The sequence below is a fragment of the Pseudomonas sp. NPDC089534 genome (assembly GCF_044749305.1).
In the GTDB taxonomy this organism is placed as follows: Bacteria; Pseudomonadota; Gammaproteobacteria; order Pseudomonadales; family Pseudomonadaceae; genus Aquipseudomonas; species Aquipseudomonas ekonensis.
Map to the genome: position 1 here is coordinate 1 of NZ_JBIVHR010000086.1, position 25,820 is coordinate 25,820.

The window sequence follows — 25,820 nt, forward strand, 5'->3', positions numbered from 1 at the left end:
ATGTTCGGATACTCCGCATTCAGTGGATAAACATAATCAGAAGGCCTGCCGTGCCCTGTTGATTACTTCTTCTTTTTCGGGGCGATGACCATGATAGCTGGCGTCCTTCCATCTTAGGATGCTGTTCGACCGATCCGTACTCGAGTAGGTCTTGTTCGACCCGCTTGAGGAGATCCTTCCCCAGCTCCTGGTGGGCCATCTCACGGCCGCGGAATCGCAAGGAAACCTTGGCCCTGTCCCCGTCTCTCAGGAAACGTACCAGGTTGCGTAGTTTTACCTGGTAATCCCCTTCCTCCGTCCCTGGACGAAACTTGATTTCTTTGACCTGAATCTGCTTCTGGTTCTTCTTCGCCGCAGCAATCTGCTTCTTCTTTTCGAAGATCGATTTGCCGTAGTCCATCACCCGGCAAACCGGAGGGACGGCGTCGGCGGAGATTTCCACCAGATCAAGCTTGGCTTCTTCAGCTATACGAAGCGCTTCATCAATCGAGACGATGCCAATCTGCTCGCCGTCAGCGCCAATTAACCGAACCTCGCGTGCCGAGATATTCTCGTTGATCGGGGCCTTCGGTGCAGTTCGTTTATCCTGTCTCATTTCACGCTTAATAATAATTACTCCGAATCTTGGCGACCACGCCGGGAAACCGCTTGCGCGAGGAACTCGGCGAACTGGGCGACCGGCATCGAGCCGAGGTCTGCACCTTCACGAGTACGCACAGCGACAGTCTGCATCTCGACTTCCTTATCCCCAATAACCAAGAGATATGGAACCTTGAGCAAAGTATGCTCGCGGATTTTAAAGCCGATCTTTTCATTTCTCAAGTCGGACTTGGCACGAAACCCGCTTTCGTTGAGAGTTTTTTCGACCTGGGCGACGAAATCCGCCTGTTTGTCGGTGATGTTCATGATCACCGCCTGCGTCGGCGCCAGCCACGCAGGGAATGCACCTTCGTAGTGCTCGATCAGAATCCCGACGAAACGCTCGAAGGAACCGAGGATCGCACGGTGCAGCATCACCGGGTGCTTACGGCTGTTGTCTTCCGAAACGTACTCGGCGCCGAGGCGCACAGGCAGGTTGAAATCGAGCTGCAGGGTGCCGCACTGCCATACGCGACCGAGGCAGTCCTTGAGCGAGAACTCGATCTTCGGACCGTAGAACGCGCCCTCGCCCGGCTGCAGGTCATAAGGCAGGCCCGCGCTGTCGAGCGCCGCCGCCAGCGCCGACTCGGCGCGATCCCACAGCTCGTCGGAACCGACACGTTTTTCCGGACGGGTGGACAACTTCATCTCGATGTCCTTGAAGCCGAAGTCGGCGTAGACATCCATGGTCAGCTTGATGAACGCGGCGGACTCGGCCTGCATCTGCTCTTCGGTGCAGAAGATGTGCGCGTCGTCCTGTGTGAACGCACGCACGCGCATGATGCCGTGCAACGCACCGGACGGCTCGTTGCGGTGGCAGGCGCCGAACTCGGCCAGGCGCATCGGCAGCTCGCGGTAGCTTTTCAGGCCCTGGTTGAACACCTGCACGTGGCACGGGCAGTTCATCGGCTTGATCGCGTAGTCGCGGCTTTCCGACTCGGTGGTGAACATGTTGTCGGCGTAGTTGGCCCAGTGCCCGGACTTTTCCCACAGGCTGCGGTCAACGACCTGCGGTGTCTTGATCTCGAGGTAGCCGTTGTCGCGCTGCACCTTGCGCATGTACTGCTCAAGCACTTGGTAGAGCGTCCAGCCGTTCGGGTGCCAGAACACCATGCCCGGCGCTTCTTCCTGGGTGTGGAACAGCCCGAGGCGCTTGCCGATCTTGCGGTGATCACGCTTTTCGGCTTCTTCGATGCGCTGGATGTAGGCGGCCAGCTGTTTCTTGTCCGCCCAGGCCGTGCCGTAGACACGCTGCAGCTGCTCGTTCTTGGCATCGCCGCGCCAGTAGGCGCCGGACAGCTTGGTGAGTTTGAAGGACTTCAGGAAACGGGTGTTCGGCACGTGCGGGCCACGGCACATGTCGACGTATTCTTCGTGATAGTACAGGCCCATGGCCTGCTCGTTCGGCATGTCCTCGACCAGGCGCAACTTGTAGTCTTCGCCGCGGGACTTGAACACTTCGATCACCTGGGCACGCGGAGTGACCTTCTTGATGACGTCGTAGTCCTTGTCGATCAACTGCTGCATGCGCTGTTCGATGGCAGCCATGTCTTCAGGCGTGAAAGGACGCTCGAAGGCGATGTCGTAGTAGAAGCCTTCGTCGATGACCGGGCCGATGACCATTTTGGCGGTCGGGTACAGCTGCTTGACCGCATGGCCAACCAGGTGGGCGCAAGAGTGGCGAATGATCTCCAGCCCCTCTTCATCCTTTGGCGTAATGATTTGCAGCGTCGAGTCGCTGTCGATGATGTCGCAAGCGTCGACCAGCCGACCGTTGACCTTGCCGGCCAGGGTGGCCTTCGCCAGGCCTGCGCCGATGGATGCGGCGACCTCGGCTACGGAAACCGGGTGATCGAAAGAACGTTGACTGCCGTCGGGAAGAGTAATAGTTGGCATGGCGCCTCCTCTCCTAGTGGTGACCCCTACCAAAGGTCACGTGGGTTGGGATGAGCCAGTACAAGATCCGATCCAGGCCATTCAATGATGAACGCCTGCCTTACAGCGGCAGGAGCCTTGCGGCCAACCGGAAAACCGAACCAGAGTGACTGGGATTCAAACAGAAAGTACGGGGGGCGCACCGACCGGAGCCGAAGGCCCTTCGGAGCCTGCGACCGCCCGAGCCCGGCATCCTAGCACAGATGAACGGTTGCGGACGCTTCGGGGCTGCAATCCAGAGCAGATCGTCCGTTTTTATGCCAGAGTGATGAACTTGATCCGCCCTTCGCCCATCAGATGACAAGACATTGACCCACAAGGAGCATCTTCGCATGCGTCTGCACACCCTTTTCGCCGCTCTCGCCCCCGTAGTTCTGCTGCTGCCGCTGAGCGCCCATGCCGACTGGCCGAAAGGCGAGCGCGAGAAATACATGGCGCAGTGCACCCAGGCGGCAACACCGCAGATCGGTGCGGCGGCCGCCAAGTCCCATTGCGCCTGCGGCGCCGATGCCATCAAATCCTACCCGGCCAGCGACATCCAGGCCCTGATGGACAACAAGGCCAGCCAGGAGCTGCAACAGAAAGCCTTGGGCCAGATCGCCAAATGCAAGGCCAACGTCCCGGCGAAAAAGTGACGGAACAGGACGCCTGATGCCCGCCAAGCACCGGAAAAAGGCTCGCCAACAAGGATTTTCCGCCTGTTTCGTGCAGGTTTTACAGGTTTTTTACTGACCCCCAAAAGCGTTTGAAAGCCTTTCAAACCGGGGCCTCCAGCCGAAACAGCCTGCAAAGAAAACACGACTGATTGGCAAACAGCCCCCGCGGGGGGCTACCAAAGCGAACATTTCGACTATGATACCCCGGTGTGCCCAGTTGGCCTGAGCAGCACAGTACTACTGAAAATATATGTTTCTTGGAGATACACCATGTCTAATCGCCAATCCGGCACCGTCAAATGGTTCAACGATGAAAAAGGCTTCGGCTTCATCACTCCTCAAGGTGGCGGTGACGACCTGTTCGTACACTTCAAAGCTATCGAAGTTGACGGTTTCAAAAGCCTGAAAGAAGGCCAAGCCGTATCCTTCGTGGCTGAGAAAGGCCAAAAGGGTATGCAAGCTGCACAAGTTCGCCCAGAGTAATTTCCCGGCGCACAAAAAAACCCCGTCCATGTGACGGGGTTTTTTATGCCTGCCGCAAAAGTCGCAGTGATCAGCCGCAGTTGACGCGGGTGACGACCAGATCGTTGTCGGTGTTCAGGTTCAGCCGGTCAGAACGGTATTCCAGAGTGATCATGTCATTTGGCTTGAGGAACCGCGCGCTCTGCGCACCGGCTCGGGTACGGGCCTGATCCAGAAGCTGGGGCGAGGCCTTTTTGCCGATGGCAAATTCTGCGCCCGACGCCTCGCAGCGGCCATGGCCGGTTTCGCCGGCTACAGGATCCTTGGCCGACTCGCTTGAGGTCGAACTGCAACCAGCCAGCATGGCAATGGCCGCGAGAGCGCCCAGCGACATGAATTTAATAGGCATGAAGCCTCCTTTTCCAATGGTTGTATCGAGATCGTGCGACCACCAATCCTGCGTTTGGTTTCACGGAGAGAAAGCGCACACCCTCCTCCACGATCACAACGGCGCCGAGTTTGCCTGAACAACGGCAAATGCTTCAGCACGCAATCGTGACTGAATATTAACCGGCCTCAGTAGACGTCAATGTAGTCGAACGGTGGATTCGGCCAGTTATCCTTGAGTGCGTTGTAGATCTGCATCACCCAGACGTCGTCGCTCGCGGCCACACGCCCGACGCACCCCGATCCCTTGGCCCATGTCTCAAGACGGAACGACAGACCGTCGATGTCCTGCCCACCCGTCACACCCGAGGAAATGTAGGCCATCCCTCCTTTGGTCACTCGCAACTGGGTGTGCACATCGTCACTGGCCCCGGCCAGCAACCGTCGCACAGACTCAAGCGTCAAGCCATCGGGAGCATTCAAATCGATCTGCACGGTGCAATCCTTGATTCAGACGGAAACGACCAAGTGTCGCACAGGCCCGCATTCATGCCTAAGTCGCAGTGCCAAACGCCTGGCAACATGATTTACTCAAGGCTCCGACCTACCCCATCGCCAAGGCCCGCCATGACCTCCGTAAGCATCACCGCCGACATAAAGGCCCATTGGCCTCAGGGGCACAGTTCCTACAGCCCGGGCAGTCCCGAAGAGCTCGCGCTGATCAGCATCGACCTGCTGGTCAGGACACTCGGCACGCAAGGCGCCCGATCGTTCATCACTCAGGTATTCGAGAAGTACCCGGACGACTTCCAGGGCACTGCGGACAGCGAGAGGGAATGAAGGCCCGCAAGCGTGAAGCCTGCGGGCGCGTCACTTACTTCAGGCGCTTCAGGCGCTCGGTCAGCAGATCGAAGAAGCCCTGGGCATCGCCGTTTTCCACCCAGAACGCGTTCTTCGGCTGTTTCAGGCCGTCGTACCAGTCAACGATGGTCTGACCGAAAGTCGGCCCTTCACGGCTGTCCACCACCACATTCACCGAACGGCCGGTGAACAGCTGAGGCTTAAGCAGGTAGGCGATCACTGTCGCGTCATGCACAGGGCCACCCGGAATCCCGTAGTGCTCCATGTCGCCCTTGATGTATTCGTTGAGGATGTCGCCGACGATCTTGCTGGCGTTGTTGTTCAGCGCCGCGATCTGCTTCAGCCGCGCGTCGCTGGTGAGCACCTTGTGGGTGACGTCAAGCGGCAGGTAGGTCAGCTTCACGCCGCTCTTGAGCACCACCTCGGCCGCCTGGGGATCGGCGAACAGGTTGAACTCCGCCACCGGGGTGATGTTGCCGCCGTTGAAGTGCGCGCCGCCCATGATCACCACTTCCTTGATGCCCTGGACGATCTCCGGCTCCTGGACCAGCGCCAACGCCAGGTTGGTCTGCGGGCCGAGCATGGCGATGGTGATGCTGTGGGGCTTGGCCTTCTTGAGCGTGTCGATCAGGTAGTTGACCGCATTGCCTTCGGCAAGGCCCTTTTTCGGCTCGTGGACGGCGACACCCGACAGGCCTTCCTTGCCATGGATGTTTTCGGCATAGATCGGCGTGCGCATCAGCGGCTTCGGCGCGCCGGCATACACCGGCACATCCTCGCGTCCCGCCCATTCGCGGGCCAGACGGGCGTTACGCGAGGTTTTGTCCAGACGCACATTGCCCGCCACGGTGGTCAATGCGCGAATGTTCAGTTCATCCGGCGACGCCAGGGCGAACAGCAGGGCAACCACGTCGTCGGCACCCGGATCGGTGTCGATGATCAGGTCGATCTTTTCCGCCGCCTGGGCGCCGGTCGCGGTCATTAGGGACAAAAGCAGCAGGCTCCGGAACAGTTGAGGCAGTTTTTTAGCATAGCGGCGCATGGCGCACTCCTTGTGCATGTGAAATCGAATGGGTCGACGACCCGTCAGAACGTGACCCCGGCCACCAGTACGATATTGCAGTACGGCTGGCATTCGCCGGTACGGACAACCGCCCGCGCCTGGCGGCTGAGCACCTTGAATTGCTCATGGCTGAGCAGATCGCGCCGACCCAGCGCCCCCGAATCGCTCAGTTCGTTCAGGGCGAGCAGAGGCGCGGGGCTTCTTTCGAGAATCTCCTGGGCCAGCACATGGCTTTCCACCTGCATTTCGCTGAGCACGACCTTGAGGGTGCCGACGAAATCCGGAACGCCGTGGGTCAGCGCCAGGTCGATCAGTTCGACACCGGGGGGAACCGGCAAGCCGGCGTCCCCGATCACGAGCATGTCGCCATGACCGAGTGAGGCGATCAGCCGCGACAGGGCGACATTGAGCAGCGGAGTCTTTTTCATGAGGATTTGAATGCCTGTACTTCGGAACGTGTGGGAATGGACGGCTGTGCGCCAGCGCGGGTGACCGACAACGCCGCGGCGACCTGGCCGTAGCGGATGGCCTGAGCTTCGGACTCGCCGCGCGCCAGCGCCGCGGCGAAACCGCCGACAAATGTGTCGCCCGCCGCCGTGGTGTCGACGGCTTTGACCTTGGGCGCCGGGAAATGCTCGAAGCCTGTGCCGCTGGCGAACAACAGCCCTTGAGCGCCCAGAGTGATCAGCACTTTGCCCGCACCCAGGCCGATCAGATGGCTCGCCGCCCGCTCTGCCGCCTCCAGCGAATCCACGGGCAGCCCGCTCAAGATCGCCGCCTCGCTTTCGTTGGGGATCAGATAGTCGATGGAGGCGTACCAGTCCGACGGGAGAACCCGACTGGCAGGTGCCGGGTTGAGGATGACGGTCTTGCCGAGCGCCCGGGCACGCTTGAGGGCGTGACCGACCGTGGCGTCCGGAACCTCCAGCTGGCAGATGACCACATCGGCCGCCTGCAGCACGTCATCGAACCGGTCCACCACAGCCGAAGTCAACGCACCGTTGGCACCGGCCACTATCACGATCGCGTTCTGACTGTTGTCATCGACCACGATCAGCGCCACGCCGCTGGAATCCGCGACCGCGCTGACCGCCCGGCAATCGATCCGTTCGGCCAACAACGCATCACGCAATTGCGCGCCATACGCATCGTTGCCGACGCAACCGACCATCGCCACAGCCGCCCCCAACCGGGCGGCCGCCACCGCCTGATTGGCGCCCTTGCCGCCAGGCACGGTGGCGAACGAATGGCCGATCAGGGTCTCGCCGCCAAGGGGCAATCGAGGCGCACGGGTCACCAGGTCCATGTTCAGGCTGCCTATTACCACTACATTTGCTGACATACGTCGCTACTCATCAATTCGGTTTCAGCGGTATTCGGTGAACACGCCGAACAGGGGGGCCGTCGACTCGCGCAAGACGATGCTCGGCGTGACGATCCGTTGGTCGGTGGCCAGGTTCGGGCTGGCGATCCTGCGCAGCAGCACTTCCGCCGCCATTTCCCCCAACTGCAGGATCGACTGGCCGACCGTGGTCAGCGCAGGGTAAACGTACCGGCTCATCTGGATGTCGTCGAAACCGATCACCGACAGCTCGGTGGGCACGCGCATGTTGCGCTCCGCTGCGGCCCGCAGCACACCGATGCCGATCATGTCGTTGCCGGCGAAGATCGCCGTGGGTGGATTGCCCTCGAGCAGCAGGGCCGCCGCGTTGTAGCCGCCGGTGCTGGTGAAGTCGCTTTCCAGTACGCGTCCGGACGCCACCTCCACCCCCGCCTCGTCCATCGCCCGGCGGAAACCGGCCAGACGCATTTTCGCAACACTGGTGCTGACCGGCCCGCCGATGGTGGCGATGTCGCGATGGCCAAGCTCCAGCAGATGACGGGTGGCGAGGTAGGCGCCGTATTCATGGTCGATGCGCACCAGGTCCGCATCCACGCCATCCAGGCCGCGGTCGACGATCACCATGGGTGTCTTCACGCCGGACAGTCCCTGAACCAGCCCGTCGTCACCGCCGGCGGAAGCGACGATCAGGCCGTCGATGCGCTTCTCCAGCAATACCCGCAAGTAATTGCGCTGCTTTTCCGGATCGTCATCGGAGTTGCAGAGGATCACGCAATAGCCGTTGCGCTCGCAGTAGTCCTCGATCCCCCGCGCCAACTCGGCAAAGTACGGGTTGAGACTGTTGGGCACCAGCAAACCGATGGTGGCCGTGGTCTTGGCCTTCAACGAGCGCGCGACGGCGCTGGGCACATAATCGAGGCTCTTGATCGCCGCCTCGACCTTCAGGCGCACCTCTTCGCTGACCGGCCGGGTCTTGTTCACGACATGGGACACGGTCGTGTAGGAAATCCCCGCAAGTGCCGCCACATCCTTGATCGTTGCCATGCGTCAGCCCCGCCGTGCAGCACGTTGGCTGCGGTACGTATCCAACACCACGGCGATGACGATCACGGCTCCGGTAATGATCCGCTTGGTCGGTTCGGTCGCACCGATCTGCGCGAGACCGGCCGCCAGCACGGAAATGATCAGCACACCAAAGAAGGTGCTGATCACCGAACCACGCCCGCCCATCAGGCTGGTGCCGCCGATCACCACGGCGGCGATCACTTGCAGCTCCAGACCGGAACCGGCGTTCGGGTCCGCGGCTTCCAGCCGCGAGATCTGGAACAGGGCAGCGATGCCGGCCAGCAGCCCCATGAGGGTGAACACCAGGATCTTGTAGGGCTTGGGATTGATGCCGGCCAGGCGCACGGCCTCCTCGTTGGTGCCGATGCCGATCAGGTAGCGACCGAACACCGTGCGCGTCAACACCGCCTGAGCAATGAAGATCACCAGCAAGGCAATGATGAACGATGGCGAAATGCCGAAAGCGATCGGGTTCGACAGCCAGGCGAACGCATCGCCGATGTAGGCGGTTCGCGAGCCGGTCATCTGATACGCCAGGCCACGGGCCATTTCCAGCACGCCGAGCGAGACGATGAACGACGGAATCCGCCAGGCGACGGTGATCGAACCGGTCACCGTGCCCGCCAACGCAGCCACCGCCATGCCCAGGAGGGCAGCCGGCAAAACGCTCCAGCCCCAGCCGAGGATCGCGACGCTGACGGTGGAGGCCGACAGCGCCAGCACCGAGCCGACCGACAGATCGATGCCGCCGATGATCAGCACGAAAGTCATGCCCACGGCCAGCACCATCAGATCGGGAATCTGGTTCGCCAAGGTGCTGAAGGTGTTGTAGGAGAGAAAGTGGCTGCTCATGACCGAGAACAGCGCAACCATCGCCAGCAAGGCCCCGGCCAACCCCAGGTAGGTGCCCAAGCCATAAAGGTTGCCACTACGGATACCGGCGGGAGATGCAGTTTTCATGGGAGATCCCTAGGCGCCGCTTCATTGAGCAACGCATCACGTTTTTGGTAGCCGGCGAACGCGGCGGCAAGCAAGTCATCCTGGGTCCAGCTGTCCCGCTCGAACGTGTCGATGAGGCGGCCGGCCGACAGCACGCCGATGCGGTCGCAGATCAGCATCAGCTCGCGCAGGTCGCTGGACACCACCACCAGCGCCTTGCCTTGGCGCGTCAGCTCGCCGAGCAATGCATAGATGTCGAACTTGGCACCGACGTCAATGCCGCGGGTCGGCTCATCGAACAGCAGCACAGAACAATCACGCTCCAGCCAGCGGCCTATCACCACCTTCTGCTGGTTGCCGCCCGACAGTTCGGACACCCGTTGCGCCGGGCCCGAACTGCGGATGCGCATGGCGCCGATCTGCCGCTGCGCAAGAGCGGTTTCGTCGCCGTCGTTGACGACACCGCCACGGGAAATTTCCGACATGTTGCCCAGTGCGATGTTGGCGCTGATCGACTGAGTGAGCAGCAGCCCTTCGCCCTTGCGGTCTTCGGTGATCAAGGCAATGCCGTTGCGCACCGCATCGACCGGCGAGCGGATGCTCACCACTTGCGCCGGCGAACCGAGCGCGACCGTGCCGCTGTCGGCGGCATCGGCACCGAAGATCAGACGCAGCAACTCGGTGCGCCCCGCTCCGATCAACCCGGAAATGCCGAATATCTCGCCGGCCCGCACTTCGAAGGAAACATCGCGCACTTTGTCGGAGCGACTCAGACCCTTGACCGTCAGCGCCGGAGCGCCGATCTGGCGCGGGCCCATGTCGATATGCTCGCCCAGCTCCCGGCCGACCATCAGGGTGACCAGTTGCTCGCTGTCGTAATTGGCCATCGGTTCGACACAGACCAGATTGCCGTCACGCAGCACGGCAATGCGCTGAGCGACCCGTGCCAGCTCCTCAAGGCGATGGGAAATGTAGATGATCGAGACGCCCCGGGCCTGCAGGCGGGTGATCTGCTCGAATAGCATTTCAACCTCGCGGGCCGTCAGCATCGCCGTGGGCTCGTCGAGGATCAGCACATGGCAATCGCCGATCAGGTTGCGGGCGATCTCGACCATTTGCTGGTGACCGATGCCCAACTCCCCCACCAGGGTGTCCGGATCGATGGCGTCCAGCCCGACCTGGGCCATGGCCTCAATGGCGGCCTTGCGCAGCTGCTTGCGGCTGATCCAGCCGCCATGGTTGGGCAGGTTGTCGAGAAACAGGTTTTCCGCCACCGACAGGGTCGGCAACAGATTGAGCTCCTGCATGACCATGCGCACTCCCAGCTCTTCCGCTTGAGTGCGGCTGCCGGGACAATAGGCCTTGCCCTGGAACTGCATCTGGCCGGCGGTCGGCGTCACCAGTCCGCCGATGATCTTCGACAGGGTGCTCTTGCCGGCGCCGTTCTCGCCGGTCAGCGCGAGGACTTCACCGCGCATCAGCGTCAGGTCGATGCCGGAAAGCACCGGCTGCGCATAGGTCTTGCCGATGCCGCTGACCGAGAGGACAGCGTTCGGGGCGGAAACAGACATAAGGAATCTCCATGCGCCCGCCGGAACCGGCAGGCGCCATTGTGTCGCCGAAAACTATTGGGTGACCAGTTCGACCGGCGTTTCGATCACGCCGTTGGCGCCGCTGTCGACTTTCTCGCCCTTGAGGATCTTCAGCGCAGTCTCAATGCCGAACACGGCCTGCTTGGCCGCGAACTGATCGGCTGTCGCCAGCACGCGACCGTCCTTGAGCATCGGCTTGATGGCATTGATGTTGTCGTAACCGACCACCTTCACCTGCCCGGCCTTGCCGGCGGCCCGCACGGCCGACACCGCACCGACGGCCATGCTGTCGTTGCCGGCCAGCAGCGCCTTGATTTCCGGGTATTCGCTGAGCATCGAGGAAGCGACCTGGTTGCCCTTGTTGATTTCCCAGTCACCCGACTGCAGCGACACCACCTTGATCTGCGCCGCTTCCATCGCATCCTTGAAACCTGCGGTGCGGGCCTGGGCGTTGGTCGTGGTGGAGACGCCCTCGATGATGCCGACTTCGTCGCCGGCCTTCAGTTGCTTGGCCAGGTACTCGCCGACCAGGCGAGCGCCCTTGCGGTTGTCGGGCCCTACGAACGGCACGTTGATGTTCTTGCTTTTGACGACGGCCGGATCCAACTGGTTGTCGATGTTGATGACGGTGATGCCGGCATCCACGGCCTTCTTGATCACCGGCACCATGGCCTTGGAGTCAGCCGGGGCGATGACCAGCGCATCGACCTTGGAGACGATCATCTGCTCGACGATGCGGATCTGGTTGGCGGTGTCGGTTTCGTCCTTGATGCCGTTGGAGACCAGGTCGAAATCGGCGGCGTGTTCTTTCTGGTAGGCCTTGGCGCCGTCTTCCATGGTCAGGAAGAATTCGTTGGCCAGGGACTTCATGACCAGTGCGACCTTGGGTTTTTCGGGAGACTCGGCGAAAGCCGAAGAGACAGGCAGTGCGGTGGATGCGGCAGCCAGCATGGCGACAGCGAGAAGGCGTCCGGCAAATGGCAGCTTCATGGGTTCACTCCGATCTTATGATTATTGTGAGCAACGCTTGCGCTGACGTAAGCTTCGCGGCGCTCCAGAAGGCGAATACGCTACCGGGAATGCCGCGCAAACGTTTGCGTAGACCGAACTATGCGAACCCTGCCGAGATTTGTCAACGACTGGGAATCTGCTTTTTTTGTAGGGCGAATAACCTCAACCGCCCGCGACATCACACCGTGGTGTTAACCAGATTGCCGCTTCCCGTCGCTTTCTCCAGCTCTTTGGCCAACTCTTTGGCCAGATCGCCGGCGACCTGCGCAATCGCGGCGGCGGTGCCCGAGATCTGCCCCTGGATAGCCATGACGGCGGTGGATTTGGCTTCAGGCGTGGGATAGCTGGCGGCTTGCGCGGCGGCCAGTTGCTGTTGCTGTTGCTGCATTTGCTTCTGCAGTTCCTGCATCCGCTTGAGCAGCATCTTGACGACAAGGCTATGGGTGTCGCCAGCGTCTTCCTTGTCCTCGCTCGGCGCTGCGCCGCCGGTTCTGACCTTGCCGTCGTCTTCTGCCTGCCCCAGCGCCTGCTCCGAATTTTCGTCCGCCGCCTCGTTCAGGCTGGCGATCATGGCCGGGGTTTTCCCGCCGATGGTGACTGCACTGGGATTTGAGAAACCGATGGTCATCGACATGTGAACTCCTGAGAAGAATGGATTCCTTGTGTAAGCACCATCGGCCAACCGGCCCATTTCTTTAGCACAGACCGCAGGTCCCGCCACCTCCTGGTTTCGATCTGTCCTGTAGTCCTTTTCGGAGAGCCGAACGCGAACGCCAACGCTGTTCGGAAAACCGGATCCAACAACCTGACCTTTTTTCACTCATCAAAAAAATGTTGATGTAAATCATCAGGTTAAACATTTCCCTCAAGCAGAGTGCCGCTGGTACAGATCCTGCTCCCCTCCAGCACCCCCGGCTTTCAGATGGGTCTGGGGCGCATCTAGATGAACCTGCATCAGCACCGTCTCACTACTAGAGAGAAAAAATAATGAAGTCTGCTTTCAACACTTTGATTCCGGGCGCCTTGGCCCTCCTCATGCTCCTGCCGACCGCCCTCCAGGCCAAAGAAGTCGAAGCCCAGGCCAAGCTGGCCAATGTCGTGGTGCTTGCCACCGGCGGCACCATCGCCGGCGCCGGCGCCAGCGCGGCCAACAGCGCCACCTACCAGGCCGCCAAAGTCGGCGTCGAACAGTTGATCGCCGGCATTCCGGAGCTGAGCAAACTGGCGAACGTGCGCGGCGAACAGGTCATGCAGATCGCATCGGAAAGCATCAGCAACGAAAACCTGCTGCAACTGGGCCGTCGCGTATCCGAACTGGCCGACAGCAAGGATGTCGACGGGATCGTCATCACCCACGGCACCGACACCCTCGAAGAGACCGCCTACTTCCTGAACCTGGTCGAGAAGACCGACAAGCCGATCATCGTCGTCGGCTCCATGCGTCCGGGCACCGCCATGTCGGCGGACGGGATGCTCAACCTCTACAACGCCGTGGCTGTCGCCAGCAGCAAGGAAGCCCACGGCAAAGGCGTGCTGGTGACGCTGAACGATGAAATCCAGTCCGGTCGCGACGTCAGCAAAATGATCAACATCAAGACCGAAGCCTTCAAGAGCCCTTGGGGCCCGCTGGGCATGGTTGTCGAGGGCAAATCCTACTGGTTCCGCCTGCCGGCCAAGCGCCACACCATGGACTCGGAGTTCGACATCAAGAACATCAAGAGCCTTCCTGATGTAGAAATCGCCTATTCCTACGGCAATGTCAGCGACACAGCCTACAAGGCCCTGGCTCAGGCCGGCGCCAAAGCGATCATCCATGCCGGCACCGGCAACGGCTCCGTATCCTCACGCGTGGTTCCGACCCTGCAGGCACTGCGCAAGGACGGCGTTCAGATCATTCGCTCTTCCCACGTCAATGCCGGCGGTTTCGTCCTGCGCAATGCCGAACAGCCCGACGACAAATATGACTGGGTCGTCGCCCATGACCTGAACCCACAGAAAGCCCGCATCCTGGCGATGGTCGCACTGACCAAGACCAACGACAGCAAAGAGCTGCAGCGGATGTTCTGGGAATACTGATTCACCCTCGCCCGAGCGAATCCCGACCGGGCCCCTGCGCACCACCCGCCTTCATGGCGGGCGGTGCCGCCCTCGCCAGCAAAAAAAATCTCCTGAACCCTGCAAAAAACGGAAAACCGTTGTCAGAGGATCCTCTTGAATTTTAAGCAGTTGCGAAATTGCCTACAGTTAAATACTGTATGCACGTACAGCCTTATAAGGATAACCTCGTGGCCACCTCCCCTGATGCTCCTGACGCTTACGAACGCATGGGCATGCGCATTCAAAAAATCATCAACGCCCCCACCGCACAGAATGCCAGAGCCGCACTGATCTTTCGCCTACCGGACGAGCCGGTGGACGCATGGGAGCGCCTGCTGGAAGAGATCGACGAAAACGACAACGTCACCCTCGCCTATCGCGACGATGGCGGCGTGCAGATTTTCTGGGTTGTGCCGAAGGAAGACTGATTCGATGAGTGTCCGCTGCTTTGCCTTGCTGTTGCTGTTCATTTCCCTTGGCGCCCAGGCCGGCGCGCCACGCACCTTCACCGAAGCCAAGAAGGTCGCCTGGAAGCTCTACGCCCCGCAATCGACCGAGTTCTATTGCGGCTGCAAGTACACCGGCAACAAGGTCGATCTCGCCGCGTGCGGCTACGTGCCACGCAAAAACGCCAAACGCGCATCCCGCATCGAATGGGAACACATTGTCCCGGCCTGGGAATTCGGTCATCAGCGCCAGTGCTGGCAGGAAGGCGGACGCAAGAACTGCACCCGCTACGATCCGTCCTATCAGAAGGCGGAAGCCGACCTGCACAACCTGGTGCCCAGCATCGGTGAGGTCAATGGCGATCGCAGCAACTTCAGCTATGGCTGGCTGCCGGTGCAGAAAGGCCAGTACGGCGCCTGCCTGACCCAGGTCGACTTCAAGGCCAAGAAAGTCATGCCCCGCCCATCGATCCGCGGCATGATCGCCCGAACGTACTTCTACATGAGCAAACAGTACGGCCTGCGGCTGTCAAAGCAGGATCGCCAGCTGTATGAGGCGTGGGACAAGACCTACCCGGTGCAGGACTGGGAACGGCAGCGCAACCAGAGCGTGGCGTGCGTAATGGGGCGCGGCAACGAGTTCGTCGGGCCGGTGAACCTGAAAGCGTGCGGCTGACCGATCACGCAAGAAAAAAGGCCTCGCGCTTGTTGCCCGAGGCCTTTTTCATGCTCAACTGCCGGCCTTGTTGTAACGCCAGTAGCCCATCAGGTTCAGCGACTCGCGAGGAATGCCGCGCTCCTTGATCAGGTGCCTGCGCAGGCTCATGACGGCGGCAGATTCACCGGCGACCCAGCCGTAAAAGCCTTCGGCGGCGGTTTCGGCGATTTCCCAGAGAATCTCTTCGTCGATGTCGACATCGGCCAGCTCGACCGCCTGCCCCGCCAGCGACGAATCGACCGGCAATGCCGCCTGCCGCACCGCCTCCACCATCAGCGCACCCGCCACGACGGCGCCTGCTTGCTCCCTGACCAGCCACTGCACCGAAAGCCCCGGCCAATCGGGAACGGGGAGCATGTCCTCAGCGCTGTCGACTTCGAAAAAGGCTTGAACCTGCGGCGGCTCCGCAAGCGACACCAACTGATCCAGAATCCCCATGGCCGCCGGCAGCGCGGTCGGGTCGGCGACCAGCAGAACCTGCCTGAGCACCCGAGGAGGTTTCCATTCGAATCCCCCGGCCTCTTCGGCCGAGAATCGCCTGTCGGGCGCCAGTATCTGCATGGAAGCTCCCGGCTGCGCCCTCAGCGCCCAGCGCGATGCCGGCCCCGTTTCCCCATGCAGGACAAAGTCGATGTCCACCTCACCCAGTTCCGCACGCAGATGGCGGATGGTGTAAGTACGCATCGCCGGACGCCGATCGGCGAGCATCGCACGAAAACGGCTGTACCAACCTTCCCCCTGAGACAACTTCGACGGCGAACCGTCAGCCGCCGGGAAAAACAGCTTCACCCGCTGGTCGGGCGCCCAGGTCGCCATCTCTGTGACCGCAGAACCGGCAAGCGTGACCCTCATCAGATGCGGAGTCAGCTGGACTTTGCTGCGCAATTCGACATCGAACAGCCTGTAGGGATTGGCGGAGGCCATGGATCGCTCCTTCTGGAAATCGTCGGTGACTCCTTGAAAACGAGTCAGACAGAACTTCCTTTACCCGGCCCCGCCAAACGGATCAGTCACTGCGCCGCATTACGCTCGATGATCAGCGACTCGATGTTCTGTTTCTTCGCCTTGACCAGTGCCGCGCTCAGATCCGCCTGGCGCGCCTCGGCTTCGGCCTTGGAGTTGAATGGGCCCAGCAGGATACGGGTCTTGCCGTTGCCGTCCTTGATGACATTGGGAATAAAGGCGTGCTCGATCAACCAGCCGCTCAGGTCGCTGACCGCCTGAGTGGTTTCACCGCGCACTTCCAGATCCCACTGAGCCGCCGGGGCGACTGCCGGTGCCGGCACTTCGGCCGACTGCGGCTTTTGCCCACCTGCATCCTTCCCTTCTCCACAGCCCGCCAATGCCAATGCCGCGACGATCCAGACCAATTTGCGCACAACGCTTCCCTCGGAATTCTCAAAGGCGGAATCTTAACATTCGCGAATACTTCACGAACGCCGCAAAATCACCACAAAACAACGAGATTGATGATTGCGGCCCCTGTATAGTTACGCGCTGGGAATTAATGCCTCGTCTGCGCGTCAGAAAGATGCACCCAAACCGCGAGACTTCGCACTAATCTATACGTACCACCGACCTCTGCACTGTCTGAATCAGGTGCCCTACAAAGCAATCAAGGAGAACACCATGCTGATACTCACCCGCAAAGTCGGTGAAAGCATTAACATTGGCGATGACATTACGATCACCATCCTCGGTGTCAGCGGCCAACAGGTTCGAATCGGCATCAACGCACCAAAGAACGTTGCGGTTCACCGTGAAGAGATCTATCAGCGCATCCAGGCTGGCCTGACCGCTCCGGACAAGCCACAAACCCCTTGAGCCCTGCCGCAGTCACTAGCCAGTCCGCTGCCTCCGTGTGATGACTGGCTAAAGATTCAGCGCCGTATTGCCTCTGCTTCATTGGTCACGGCGCCTGCCATGTCGTTTCCCCCTCCCCTCCCTTGCCCCGACAGATACTACCCGTTCCACTCAAGGCTGAATGTCAGACATTTCCCTTAAGCCATAGCGAACCCGCCACTTCAACCGAAGGCCACCCCTCGCGCCATCCCGGTTGCCGCCACCACCATCAGCACCAGCAGCAACGCTTCGGCATGACTGATGCGCGCGAACAGCCTGGCGCGCCCTGAGTCGAGCGCCCCGCCGCGCGCCAGCGCGATGCGCCACTTGACCAATGTCACCATCGGCGCCAGTTCCAGCAGCAGGATCAGCACAAACAGCGTCATCTTCAGATGGAACAGCGGCTGGTGCAGGTAGTAGTCAGTGCCCTTCTCATAGCCGCCAAACGCGCGCACGCCTCCGCTGACCAGCAGAACCAGTGCCGAGATCCCCCACAGATTGTCAGCGAGCAACACGCGCCCCACAGCCCCCTCTCCGGCGGCCAGGCGACTGAATGCCGTCCCTCGGGTCAGGACAGCCCAGAACCCCAAGGAGACAGCCAGCAAATGAACCGCGGCGAGAAACCAATGAACCAGCATCGACACACTCCTGTCAGGCAGCCTTGTCAGTCGGCCAGACAGTAGTAGCTGAAAATGGGCAGATCCGCCCGGAGCCAATGGCTGCGGAAAGACTTTCGGGAACTTCAGAAAGGAAGGGAGGCAAATCGCGGGCAAAAAAAATCCCAAGCAGCTGATGGAAGCTTGGGATTTAAAAATGCATAAACCGTGGTGGTGAACGCGGGACGAATGTTACTGAATTATACGAGCTGTAACAACGTATTTTTGATAACCGGTCGGTTAAAAAAAACCGTAACCCATTAAATATCCACATGTTTTTCAAGGACGCTTGGCAAAAAGGCACAAAGTCGGTGCACATTTTTGCGAATTGCATGCAAGAGCAAAGGGGCCGAGAAAACGCCTCATAAAATCGCAGGCAACGAAAAAGGGCCCACCTTTCGGTGGGCCCTTCCTGTACCGCCCAGCAGAGCGGATTTTGTTTGGTAGGCACGATTGGACTCGAACCAACGACCCCCACCATGTCAAGGTGGTGCTCTAACCAACTGAGCTACGTGCCTGCTGTGAGGCGGCATTCTACGGAATTCCGGAGGGGTGTCAACACCTTTTTTTCACCTAACCCTATGAATATGCAAAATTTTTAATTTCGCCCCGATAAAGAAGATTTTCCGGTGGCTGGCGGAGGTTTTTCAAACCGGGTAGGATCGTCCCACTCGTAAAATATATTAAACAGAGGCAGCAGGATGGCGAACACCCCTTACCCAGAGTCTTATTACGCTGCGTCGGCCAACGCCGCACCGGCCCGCCCGGCCCTGCAGGATGACGTGGAGACGGATGTCTGTGTGATCGGCGCTGGCTATACGGGGCTGTCCTCTGCCCTGTTCCTGCTGGAGAACGGATTTCGCGTGACGGTGCTGGAAGCCGCCAAGGTCGGCTTCGGCGCTTCGGGCCGAAACGGCGGGCAGATCGTCAACAGCTACAGCCGCGACATCGATGTGATCGAACGCACTGTCGGCCCGAAACAGGCGCAACTGCTCGGTCAGATGGCCTTCGAGGGTGGCCGGATCATTCGTGAGCGCGTTGCCCGGTACAACATCCAATGCGATTTGAAGGACGGCGGCGTGTTCGCCGCGCTCTCGGCCAAGCAGATGGGCCACCTGGAGTCACAGAAACGCCTGTGGGAACGCTTCGGCCACACCCAACTGGAATTGCTCGACCAGCGCCGTATCCGCGAAGTGGTGGCCTGCGACCAATACGTCGGCGGCATGCTCGACATGAGCGGCGGCCACATCCACCCGCTGAACCTGGCGCTGGGCGAAGCGGCTGCCGTGGAGTCCCTGGGCGGCACGATCTACGAGCAGTCGCCTGCCGTGCGCATCGAGCGTGGCGCCAATCCCGTGGTGCACACGCCGCAAGGCAAGGTCAGAGCGAAGTTCATCATCGTCGCGGGCAACGCCTACCTCGGCAACCTGGTGCCGGAGCTGGCGGCCAAGTCGATGCCCTGCGGCACCCAGGTGATCACCACCGAACCGCTCGGAGAGGAACTGGCGAAGTCGCTGCTGCCGCAGGACTACTGCGTCGAGGACTGCAACTATCTGCTGGACTACTACCGCCTGACGGGCGACAAGCGCCTGATCTTCGGTGGCGGCGTGGTGTACGGCGCCCGGGATCCTGCCAACATCGAGGCGATCATCCGCCCGAAAATGCTCAAGGCCTTCCCGCAGCTCAAGGATGTGAAGATCGATTACGCCTGGACCGGCAACTTCCTGCTGACGCTGTCGCGCCTGCCGCAGGTCGGACGCCTGGGCGACAACATCTATTACTCCCAAGGGTGCAGCGGCCACGGCGTGACCTACACGCACCTGGCGGGCAAGGTGCTGGCCGAGGCATTGCGCGGCCAGGCCGAGCGCTTCGATGCGTTCGCCGACCTGCCTCACTATCCGTTCCCCGGCGGCCAGATGCTGCGCACGCCGTTCGCGGCGCTGGGCGCCTGGTACTACGGGTTGCGCGACAAGCTGGGCGTCTGACCCCAATACCTGACGACAGAAACAATTGCGGCGAGGGCATTTGCTCCCTCGCCGCAGTTGTTTCAGAGGCTGTCCCGAGCGATGCCGCTGCGAATGCGCAGGATATCGGCAAGCACCGCCAGGGCAATCTCGGCAGGTGTCTTGCTGCCCAGGTTGAGCCCGATGGGAGCATGGATCCGCGCGAGTTCCGGCTCGCCCAACCCGCCGATCCGGCGCAAGCGCTCGAAACGCTTCTGCGAGGTCTGCACCGACCCCATCACACCGATATAGAACGCCTCGGTGCGCACCGCCTCCATCATCGCCAGGTCGTCGATCCGCGGATCGTGGGTCAACGCCACCACCGCCGTGTCGCGATGGCAGCCGCCTTCGGCGATGAACACCGACGGCAATTGCCGGCGGATCTCCACGCCATCGAGCGCCACACCCTCCAGCACCTCGTCACGCGGGTCGCAAAGGATCACCTCGAAGCCGAGGCCGACCGCAAACTCGGCGCACGCCTGAGCGACACTGGAATAGCCCGCCAGCAACAGGCGCTGGGCGGCGCCGATGCGGATCCTCACCCGGTCGATCTCGCGCTCAATCCGCGCCCCCTGTTCACTGTCGGCAAACACAGTGCGCGCCCCGCTCGCCAGATCGACTTCACGGATCAGTCGGCGTTGCCCCAGCAACGCCGACTCCAACTCGCGCAAATGCGCCTGCACGTCGCAGCCGGCGTCAAATTTCTCTACCAGCACATCGAGAATGCCGCCGCAGGGCAGGCTGACCCGCGAACGCGGATCATCGCCCTCCCCGTAACGCACCACATTGACCGCCTCGAGAAACGCGCCTTCGGCGACCCGCTCAAGAAAGTCCTCCTCGACGCATCCGCCGGACAGCGAACCGATCCACTGGCCGCTGTCGCTCACCGCCAGCAACGAACCCGGCGCACGGGGCGCCGAGCCGTAAGTGGCCAGCACCGTGCACAGCCAGAGGCGCTGGCCGGCCACCGACCACTCCAGCGCCCGGCGCACGACTTGCAGATCGAGATGCTGCATGTCAGTGCGCCTTGTGCTCGACGGAAGGCACGTCGACCCGCAGCTTGCTCACATCGCTCACGGCCAGATCCCCTGCCTGACCGCCCCAGCCTTCGCGCAGGTAATTCAGCAGGTCGGTGAGCTGCTCGGCGCTGAGTTTTTCGGCGAAGCCCGGCATCGGCTGCATGTGCTCGAACCCGGCGAACTTCTGCTCGCCGATACCGTCATCGATCACCCGCAGCAGGTTGCGCGGATCTTCCAGGCGCAGCGTGGTGTTGCCGCGCATGGCCACCGCGATGTGCGGCTTGCCTTCGCCGTCGGGGGCATGGCATCCGGCGCAGACGTTCAGGTATTCCTGACGACCGCGCCGGGCGCTCGGGCTGAGCTTGTCCAGCGGCACTTCGACCAATTCTTTGGCCTTCGGCGGCTGATCGCCGAGCAGGAACGTCGCCATCGCCGCCAGGTCCGGATCGCTCAGGCCCTGGGTGCTGTTGTGGAACACCGGGAACATCTCGTTGAACATCGTGCCCTGGGCACTCATGCCGTGCTTGAGGAACGCGCTCAGATCCTGGTGATTCCAGCCCCGCGCCGCCAGATCGGTGGCCAGCAGGCTCGGCGCCAGATAGCCGTTGAGGATGCCGCCGGTCATGCGTTTGTCTTGCTGCATCGCACCCGGCAGGCCGCGCGGCGTGTGGCACTCGCCGCAGTGGCCGAGGACGTCGACCATGTATTGGCCGCGTTTCCAGGCCTCGCTTTTGCCCTCAGCGGATTCCAGCTTCACGTCCTTGCCGTAAAGCATGTTCCAGCCGGTCAGGCCCAGGCGCACGTTGAACGGAAAGCTCAGGGCCGTCACCGGAGCCGGACGTTCGATCGGCTCGATGGTCTTCAGGTACGCGTGGATCGCATCCGAGTCCGCACGCGGCATCAGGTGATACGAGGTGTACGGCATCGCCGGGTACAGGTTGGCGCCGTCACGGCGCTTGCCTTCGGTGAGCGCGGCAAAGAATTCGTCATCGGTGTAGAGGCCGATGCCGTGCTCCTTGCTCGGCGTGATGTTGGTGCCGTAGATCGTGCCGAACGGCGACACGATCGGCAGCCCGCCGGCGAACGGCGCTCCTCCCGGTGCGGTGTGGCACGCCATGCAGTCGGCGGCGCGGGCGAGGTATTCGCCGCGCTTGGCCTGATCATCGGCCTGAGCCAGGAACACCGGCGCAGCCAGCCCGACCGCCAGGGCCAGGCGGGTCAATATGTGCTTCATGCTTAACCCTCCTTGACCAGGCCGAGATCGGTCAGCACGTTGCGGGTGGCGTTGTAGTAACGCACGTACCCGGTGCAGCGGCAGACGTGATGACCGAGGCTGTCCTCGATGACCTGTTCCAGCTTGCTCTTTACCACCGGCTGGCGTTGAAGCTTTTCCACCAGCACCGTCGCGGCGTTGACGAAGCCTGGCGCGCAGTAGCTGCACTGGAAGGCGAACTCATCGACGAAGCGTTGCTGGATCGGGTTCAGCTCGGTGACGCGCCCTTGCTCGTCACGCTTGGCGTGGCCTTCGATGGTGCGCACTTTCTTGCCCTCGAAATAATGCGCACCGGTGATGCAGGTGCGCACTTCTTCGCTGGTGCCGTCCGGGTTGTCGACGATCACCACGCAGGCATGGCAGATGCCCTGGCCGCAGCCCAGGCGGGAACCGGTCAGGTTCTCGTGTTCGTGCAGGTAGTCGATCATCGGCAGGTCATCAGGGATGTCCACCGGACCTACGGATTGACCGTTGAGGGTCAGTTGAAGCGGACGGTTAGCCATTGAGGGCCTCCTTGATGCGGGCAGCGGTGATAGGCAGGTCGCGGACACGTTTGCCGATGGCATGGGCCACGGCGTTGCCGATGGCGCCGACCACCGGGATCATCACCACCTCGGCGATGCCTTTGGACGGGTCGCTCGGCGACAGCGGCGGCAGGATCTCCGCCGTCTGTTTCCACACCGCCACGTGACGCGCCATCGGCAGGCGGTAGCGGTTGAAGTTCCAGTCACCCTCCCCCGGCCCACCTTCGTACAACGGCATCTCCTCCATCAAGGCGTGGCCGATGCCCATCGCGATACCGCCTTCGAGCTGGCCCTTGACCAATTCCTCCACCAGCACCCGCCCGCACTCGAGCCACGAATGGTGGTTGAGCACTTCGACTTCAGCCGAGCCCTTGTTGACCTTCAGCTCCACCAGCGTCGCGACCGGGCTGTAATAGGTCACGGCCGCGTTGTTCAGCTGAACGACCGGATAAGCGACGTTCTGCCGATCCAGCAGATGGAAACCGGCACTGGTCATCTGCGCCTGTTTCGCCCTCGGCGCACCGTCGCCGTACTTCACCGCCAGCCCGTCGAGCGGCAGGCGCTCACGCACGCCGTCGATGCTGAACTCGGCCTCGGCCCAGCTCCAGCGGTTGAAGCCGTGCACGGTCGCACCGGTCACCAGGCCGCGCTCGTGGGCACGCCGGGCCAGCTCTTCGAAACTCAGCGGCTGCATGCCGTTGGCGGTCAGCTTGCCGTCGACCCAATGCGCATCTTCGCGGCGCACCACGTAAGGGTTGGCCTGGCCGCCATACGGGCCCTGACGCCAGATCTCCAGCGCCGCCGGCCACAGGCCATGGTTGAACAGCACACGCGCCGCCTCGCGGGTGGCATGGCTGAAGTAGTACGCGGAGTTGGTCGCCGACGAGGCCGACGCCAGCTTGCCGACCCAGCGCGGGTTGCGCAGGAAGTTGTCCTGCTCGGCCTGGCTCATGATGTAAGGGTTGCCGGCGGTGACCAGCTGCATTTCCTTCCATTCGGTTTCGCCGGTCTTCACGTCGTGGGCCGGGCTGCCGAGGAAATCGGCCACCACCAGCGCCTGCGAAGTGGACATGCCGGTGCCGATCTCGATGCCGATGTGACGCAGGGAAATGCGCCCGTCGGCGGTGAACTCGATGCTCGCCATCGGCGCTTCGGAACCGGTGCCGAAGTCTTTCTGGCAGATGGCGAAGCCGACGCCGTACCAGTTGTCCGGATCCGCCGCCTCACGCTGCTTCTTGATCGCGTCGCGGTTTCGCCAGACTTCGTGCAGCGAAGCCTTGTCGAGAATCTCGTGCAGGCGCAGCGCCCCGGCCGGGATCGCGCCCTGGGTGTTCTTCATCCCCGAGCGCAACGCGTTCTTGCGGCGCAGGTCGATGGCATCGACACCGAGACGGCCGGCGATTTCATCGACCATCATTTCGGTGGAGGCCATGCTCTGCAAGGTGCCGTAGCCGCGCATGGAGCCGGCTTCGACGGCGCGGGAATGGTAAGCGGTGACCTGCAGGTCGTTCTGCGGCATGTAGTAGATCGACTGCGCCGCCGTGGCGCCCACTGCCGCCACCGATGGGCTGTAGTTGATGCGCCCGCCGCCGTCGACGCTCATCTCGGCGCGGAAGATCTTGAAGCTGTGGTTGTCCTTGTCCACCGCCAACTGGTAGCGGATGTCGAACGGGTGGCGCTTGATGCCGCTCTGGAACTGCTCGTAGCGGTCGTTGGCCAGGCGCACCGGCACACCGGCGCCGTACAGCGCGGCCAAGGCTGCGTAGTAGACGAAAATGTTGTGGTCCTTGGAGCCGTAACCCACCGTGTAGCCCGGGTGCATGTTGAGATGGGCCAGGCCGAAGCGCGACGGCGCAATCATCTTCGCGGTCTCGGTGGCGGTCTCCAGCGGGCATTGGGTGGCGACCACGAAGTGCAGGGTCTTGGTCGCCGGGTCGTACCAGCCGTTGCCGTTGTCCGGCTCCATGGCGGCCGGCTCGATCGACGGCGTCTTGTAGCGTTCGTCGAACACCAGCCAGTTGTCCGGCGGCGTGTCGATCTGCTGCTTCATGCGCTCGGCGTAGAACAGGCCGCGCTCGGTCAGGTTGCCGTGCAGGTTCGGCTGGGCGTTCCAGACCGGACGGCGGTTGCGCAGCATCGGGAACAGGATCGAGTCCTTGAGGCTGGCGAATTCGTCTTCGTCCGCCGAGGTCGGCCCGCCGACGCGCACATAGCGGAAACTGCCGTAAGGGTCGCCTTCGTAATACGGTACCTGGGCGCCGTAGCGGATCGCCTTGTCATTGAACTTGAGCTTGGCCTTGGCCTGGCGGAAGCGCTCGAAGTCGTTCCAGATCAGGATCGCCACGGGGTGACCGATGAACATCGGTACCTTGCCCGGCGGCAGCAGCGGATCCGGGGCGTGCTCTTCCGGAAACACGATGCCGTCCTTGTCCAGGTCGGCGGCGGTGACGATGCGGTCAGGCTGCAGCTCGGCACCGAGCCACGACAGGTCGTAACCGTCATAGATGCGGTCGGCCTTGATGGTTTTCAGCAGCATGGCGTGGCCTTGCTGGTGAGGCCAGCCCGGCATGTCCTTGGCGCGGATGTCGCGGGCAAAGACCTTGCTGCCGCAGACCTTGGACAAGGCATCGTTGCGCTGGCGCGCCTTGCCGTTGTGGCCGAGCCACTGCTCGGACGGCACCGTCACGCTGTTTTCCATCAAGGCAGCCATTGCCGGGCTGCCGAGCGGCGCGAGCGTGACGCTCACGCCGGCTACCAGCCCGCCCTGAAGGAACGAACGCCGGGATATTTCACGGTTGGACATGGATCATCCTTTGGGCGGTTATGAATCCGCCCTTCTGGTTATCTACGGGAAATCTCGAGTCTTGCAGAAGCCCTTTCTGGCGAAGCGAAGGGCTGTGACGAGCATGCAAAGCTGACCGAAAGGTTAACTTTAAAGGTTTCTGCGCGCGCAGCAAACAACTGGACACAAAAAATTGACTAAAGAATCAAAAAATCTGCACGCGAAGGCGCCGGGCCATTCTGCATTTGCATCGACTGGAAGAACGCTATCGCGAGCAGGCTCGCTCCCACCGGGATTGGCGTTATAGGCGGGATGGCGCCAGAGAGGGAAAAGAGGAAGGGACAAATTTCAGGCACAAAAAACCCCGGTCTTTCGACCAGGGTCTTTGTTATCGATCCGAATCAGCCTATGGCTCTTTCGGCGTTTCAAGGCGTTCAGTAGTCCTCGAAACAGATATGGCGCAGCGGACGGGACTCGAACCCGCGACCCCCGGCGTGACAGGCCGGTA

General features: G+C 61.6%; 26 protein-coding genes, 1 tRNA gene and 1 pseudogene. 8 read left to right on the forward strand and 20 right to left on the reverse strand.

The window, feature by feature from the left end:
• Positions 1-62 precede the first annotated feature (62 nt).
• Both infC and thrS read right to left on the reverse strand, forming a co-directional pair.
• Positions 63-613 (reverse strand): annotated as a pseudogene (gene infC / locus ACIP0B_RS22215) (translation initiation factor IF-3).
• A complete protein-coding gene (thrS, locus tag ACIP0B_RS22220; RefSeq protein ID WP_085631469.1) occupies positions 613-2,535 on the reverse strand; it encodes a threonine--tRNA ligase in 1,923 nt (640 codons plus the stop codon). The pseudogene infC and the gene thrS overlap by 1 nt, the downstream one beginning before the upstream one ends.
• A 371-nt stretch (positions 2,536-2,906) precedes the next feature.
• Here thrS and ACIP0B_RS22225 point away from each other — a divergent pair, with 371 nt between their 5' ends.
• Both ACIP0B_RS22225 and ACIP0B_RS22230 read left to right on the forward strand, forming a co-directional pair.
• Positions 2,907-3,209, forward strand: coding sequence for a hypothetical protein (locus tag ACIP0B_RS22225; RefSeq protein WP_085631467.1), 303 nt, complete (start codon positions 2,907-2,909; stop codon positions 3,207-3,209).
• A 291-nt stretch (positions 3,210-3,500) separates the two neighbouring features.
• Complete coding sequence (locus tag ACIP0B_RS22230; protein ID WP_085577457.1) at positions 3,501-3,713, forward strand: cold-shock protein; 213 nt, start codon at positions 3,501-3,503, stop codon at positions 3,711-3,713.
• Positions 3,714-3,783: 70 nt separating this feature from the next.
• Here the strand turns inward: ACIP0B_RS22230 and ACIP0B_RS22235 are convergent, their stop codons facing one another.
• Both ACIP0B_RS22235 and ACIP0B_RS22240 read right to left on the reverse strand, forming a co-directional pair.
• Positions 3,784-4,101 carry an I78 family peptidase inhibitor gene (locus ACIP0B_RS22235; protein ID WP_400836050.1) on the reverse strand — a complete coding sequence of 106 codons (318 nt, stop codon included), beginning with the start codon at positions 4,099-4,101 and terminating at the stop codon, positions 3,784-3,786.
• A 167-nt stretch (positions 4,102-4,268) separates the two neighbouring features.
• Positions 4,269-4,574, reverse strand: a complete 306-nt coding sequence (locus tag ACIP0B_RS22240) for a hypothetical protein (protein ID WP_400836052.1) — start codon at positions 4,572-4,574, stop codon at positions 4,269-4,271.
• A 132-nt stretch (positions 4,575-4,706) separates the two neighbouring features.
• On the opposite strand from ACIP0B_RS22240, the gene ACIP0B_RS22245 reads away from it, so the two are divergent.
• Positions 4,707-4,919, forward strand: a complete 213-nt coding sequence (locus tag ACIP0B_RS22245; RefSeq protein WP_400836054.1) for a hypothetical protein — start codon at positions 4,707-4,709, stop codon at positions 4,917-4,919.
• 34 nt (positions 4,920-4,953) lie between these two features.
• On the opposite strand, the gene ACIP0B_RS22250 is transcribed toward ACIP0B_RS22245, so the two are convergent.
• The 8 genes from ACIP0B_RS22250 to ACIP0B_RS22285 all read right to left on the reverse strand — a co-directional run bounded on the left by ACIP0B_RS22250 (position 4,954) and on the right by ACIP0B_RS22285 (position 12,586).
• On the reverse strand, positions 4,954-5,982 hold the full coding sequence (locus ACIP0B_RS22250) for a nucleoside hydrolase (RefSeq protein ID WP_400836056.1): 1,029 nt from the start codon (positions 5,980-5,982) through the stop codon (positions 4,954-4,956).
• A gap of 44 nt (positions 5,983-6,026) precedes the next feature.
• A complete protein-coding gene (gene rbsD / locus ACIP0B_RS22255; protein WP_400836058.1) occupies positions 6,027-6,431 on the reverse strand; it encodes a D-ribose pyranase in 405 nt (134 codons plus the stop codon).
• Positions 6,428-7,345 carry a ribokinase gene (gene rbsK / locus ACIP0B_RS22260; protein ID WP_400836060.1) on the reverse strand — a complete coding sequence of 306 codons (918 nt, stop codon included), beginning with the start codon at positions 7,343-7,345 and terminating at the stop codon, positions 6,428-6,430. Before rbsK ends, rbsD begins: the two co-directional genes overlap by 4 nt.
• A gap of 24 nt (positions 7,346-7,369) precedes the next feature.
• Complete coding sequence (locus ACIP0B_RS22265; RefSeq protein ID WP_400836062.1) at positions 7,370-8,389, reverse strand: LacI family DNA-binding transcriptional regulator; 1,020 nt, start codon at positions 8,387-8,389, stop codon at positions 7,370-7,372.
• Positions 8,390-8,392: 3 nt separating this feature from the next.
• Complete coding sequence (locus ACIP0B_RS22270) at positions 8,393-9,370, reverse strand: ABC transporter permease (RefSeq protein ID WP_400836064.1); 978 nt, start codon at positions 9,368-9,370, stop codon at positions 8,393-8,395.
• The gene (locus tag ACIP0B_RS22275) at positions 9,367-10,920 is read right to left on the reverse strand and encodes a sugar ABC transporter ATP-binding protein (RefSeq protein ID WP_400836066.1); all 1,554 of its coding nucleotides are present in this window, start codon (positions 10,918-10,920) and stop codon (positions 9,367-9,369) included. The genes ACIP0B_RS22270 and ACIP0B_RS22275 overlap by 4 nt, the downstream gene beginning before the upstream one ends.
• A 54-nt stretch (positions 10,921-10,974) precedes the next feature.
• On the reverse strand, positions 10,975-11,931 hold the full coding sequence (locus ACIP0B_RS22280; RefSeq protein WP_400836068.1) for a sugar ABC transporter substrate-binding protein: 957 nt from the start codon (positions 11,929-11,931) through the stop codon (positions 10,975-10,977).
• Between the two features lie 199 nt (positions 11,932-12,130).
• Positions 12,131-12,586, reverse strand: coding sequence for a hypothetical protein (locus ACIP0B_RS22285; protein WP_400836070.1), 456 nt, complete (start codon positions 12,584-12,586; stop codon positions 12,131-12,133).
• Positions 12,587-12,939: 353 nt separating this feature from the next.
• Here ACIP0B_RS22285 and ACIP0B_RS22290 point away from each other — a divergent pair, with 353 nt between their 5' ends.
• The 3 genes from ACIP0B_RS22290 (at position 12,940) to ACIP0B_RS22300 (ending at position 15,171) form a co-directional block, all read left to right on the forward strand.
• Complete coding sequence (locus tag ACIP0B_RS22290; protein WP_400836072.1) at positions 12,940-14,028, forward strand: asparaginase; 1,089 nt, start codon at positions 12,940-12,942, stop codon at positions 14,026-14,028.
• A gap of 179 nt (positions 14,029-14,207) precedes the next feature.
• Entirely contained in the window at positions 14,208-14,477 is a 270-nt protein-coding gene (locus ACIP0B_RS22295; RefSeq protein ID WP_400836074.1) for a DUF1654 domain-containing protein, read from the forward strand.
• 4 nt (positions 14,478-14,481) lie between these two features.
• Positions 14,482-15,171: an endonuclease gene (locus ACIP0B_RS22300; RefSeq protein WP_400836076.1), complete on the forward strand. Its 690-nt coding sequence runs from the start codon at positions 14,482-14,484 to the stop codon at positions 15,169-15,171.
• Positions 15,172-15,225: 54 nt separating this feature from the next.
• On the opposite strand, the gene ACIP0B_RS22305 is transcribed toward ACIP0B_RS22300, so the two are convergent.
• Entirely contained in the window at positions 15,226-16,137 is a 912-nt protein-coding gene (locus tag ACIP0B_RS22305) for a siderophore-interacting protein (protein ID WP_400836078.1), read from the reverse strand.
• 86 nt (positions 16,138-16,223) lie between these two features.
• The gene (locus ACIP0B_RS22310; RefSeq protein WP_400836080.1) at positions 16,224-16,592 is read right to left on the reverse strand and encodes an SPOR domain-containing protein; all 369 of its coding nucleotides are present in this window, start codon (positions 16,590-16,592) and stop codon (positions 16,224-16,226) included.
• A 250-nt stretch (positions 16,593-16,842) separates the two neighbouring features.
• Here ACIP0B_RS22310 and csrA point away from each other — a divergent pair, with 250 nt between their 5' ends.
• Complete coding sequence (gene csrA / locus ACIP0B_RS22315) at positions 16,843-17,037, forward strand: carbon storage regulator CsrA (protein ID WP_003179932.1); 195 nt, start codon at positions 16,843-16,845, stop codon at positions 17,035-17,037.
• A 200-nt stretch (positions 17,038-17,237) separates the two neighbouring features.
• On the opposite strand, the gene ACIP0B_RS22320 is transcribed toward csrA, so the two are convergent.
• A complete protein-coding gene (locus tag ACIP0B_RS22320) occupies positions 17,238-17,693 on the reverse strand; it encodes a DUF2214 family protein (RefSeq protein WP_400836082.1) in 456 nt (151 codons plus the stop codon).
• Between the two features lie 459 nt (positions 17,694-18,152).
• Positions 18,153-18,229 (reverse strand) — tRNA-Val (locus ACIP0B_RS22325).
• A gap of 183 nt (positions 18,230-18,412) precedes the next feature.
• Between ACIP0B_RS22325 and ACIP0B_RS22330 the strand changes: the two genes are divergently transcribed.
• Positions 18,413-19,696 carry an NAD(P)/FAD-dependent oxidoreductase gene (locus ACIP0B_RS22330; RefSeq protein ID WP_400836084.1) on the forward strand — a complete coding sequence of 428 codons (1,284 nt, stop codon included), beginning with the start codon at positions 18,413-18,415 and terminating at the stop codon, positions 19,694-19,696.
• Positions 19,697-19,758: 62 nt separating this feature from the next.
• Here the strand turns inward: ACIP0B_RS22330 and ACIP0B_RS22335 are convergent, their stop codons facing one another.
• Genes ACIP0B_RS22335 through ACIP0B_RS22350 form a run of 4 tightly spaced genes read right to left on the reverse strand, consistent with a single transcriptional unit; the run spans position 19,759 to position 25,333 of the window.
• The gene (locus ACIP0B_RS22335; protein ID WP_400836086.1) at positions 19,759-20,730 is read right to left on the reverse strand and encodes an XdhC family protein; all 972 of its coding nucleotides are present in this window, start codon (positions 20,728-20,730) and stop codon (positions 19,759-19,761) included.
• A 1-nt stretch (position 20,731) separates the two neighbouring features.
• Positions 20,732-21,967 carry a c-type cytochrome gene (locus tag ACIP0B_RS22340; RefSeq protein WP_400836088.1) on the reverse strand — a complete coding sequence of 412 codons (1,236 nt, stop codon included), beginning with the start codon at positions 21,965-21,967 and terminating at the stop codon, positions 20,732-20,734.
• 2 nt (positions 21,968-21,969) lie between these two features.
• The gene (locus ACIP0B_RS22345; protein WP_400836090.1) at positions 21,970-22,509 is read right to left on the reverse strand and encodes a (2Fe-2S)-binding protein; all 540 of its coding nucleotides are present in this window, start codon (positions 22,507-22,509) and stop codon (positions 21,970-21,972) included.
• On the reverse strand, positions 22,502-25,333 hold the full coding sequence (locus ACIP0B_RS22350) for a xanthine dehydrogenase family protein molybdopterin-binding subunit (protein ID WP_400836092.1): 2,832 nt from the start codon (positions 25,331-25,333) through the stop codon (positions 22,502-22,504). Before ACIP0B_RS22350 ends, ACIP0B_RS22345 begins: the two co-directional genes overlap by 8 nt.
• Positions 25,334-25,820 lie beyond the last annotated feature (487 nt).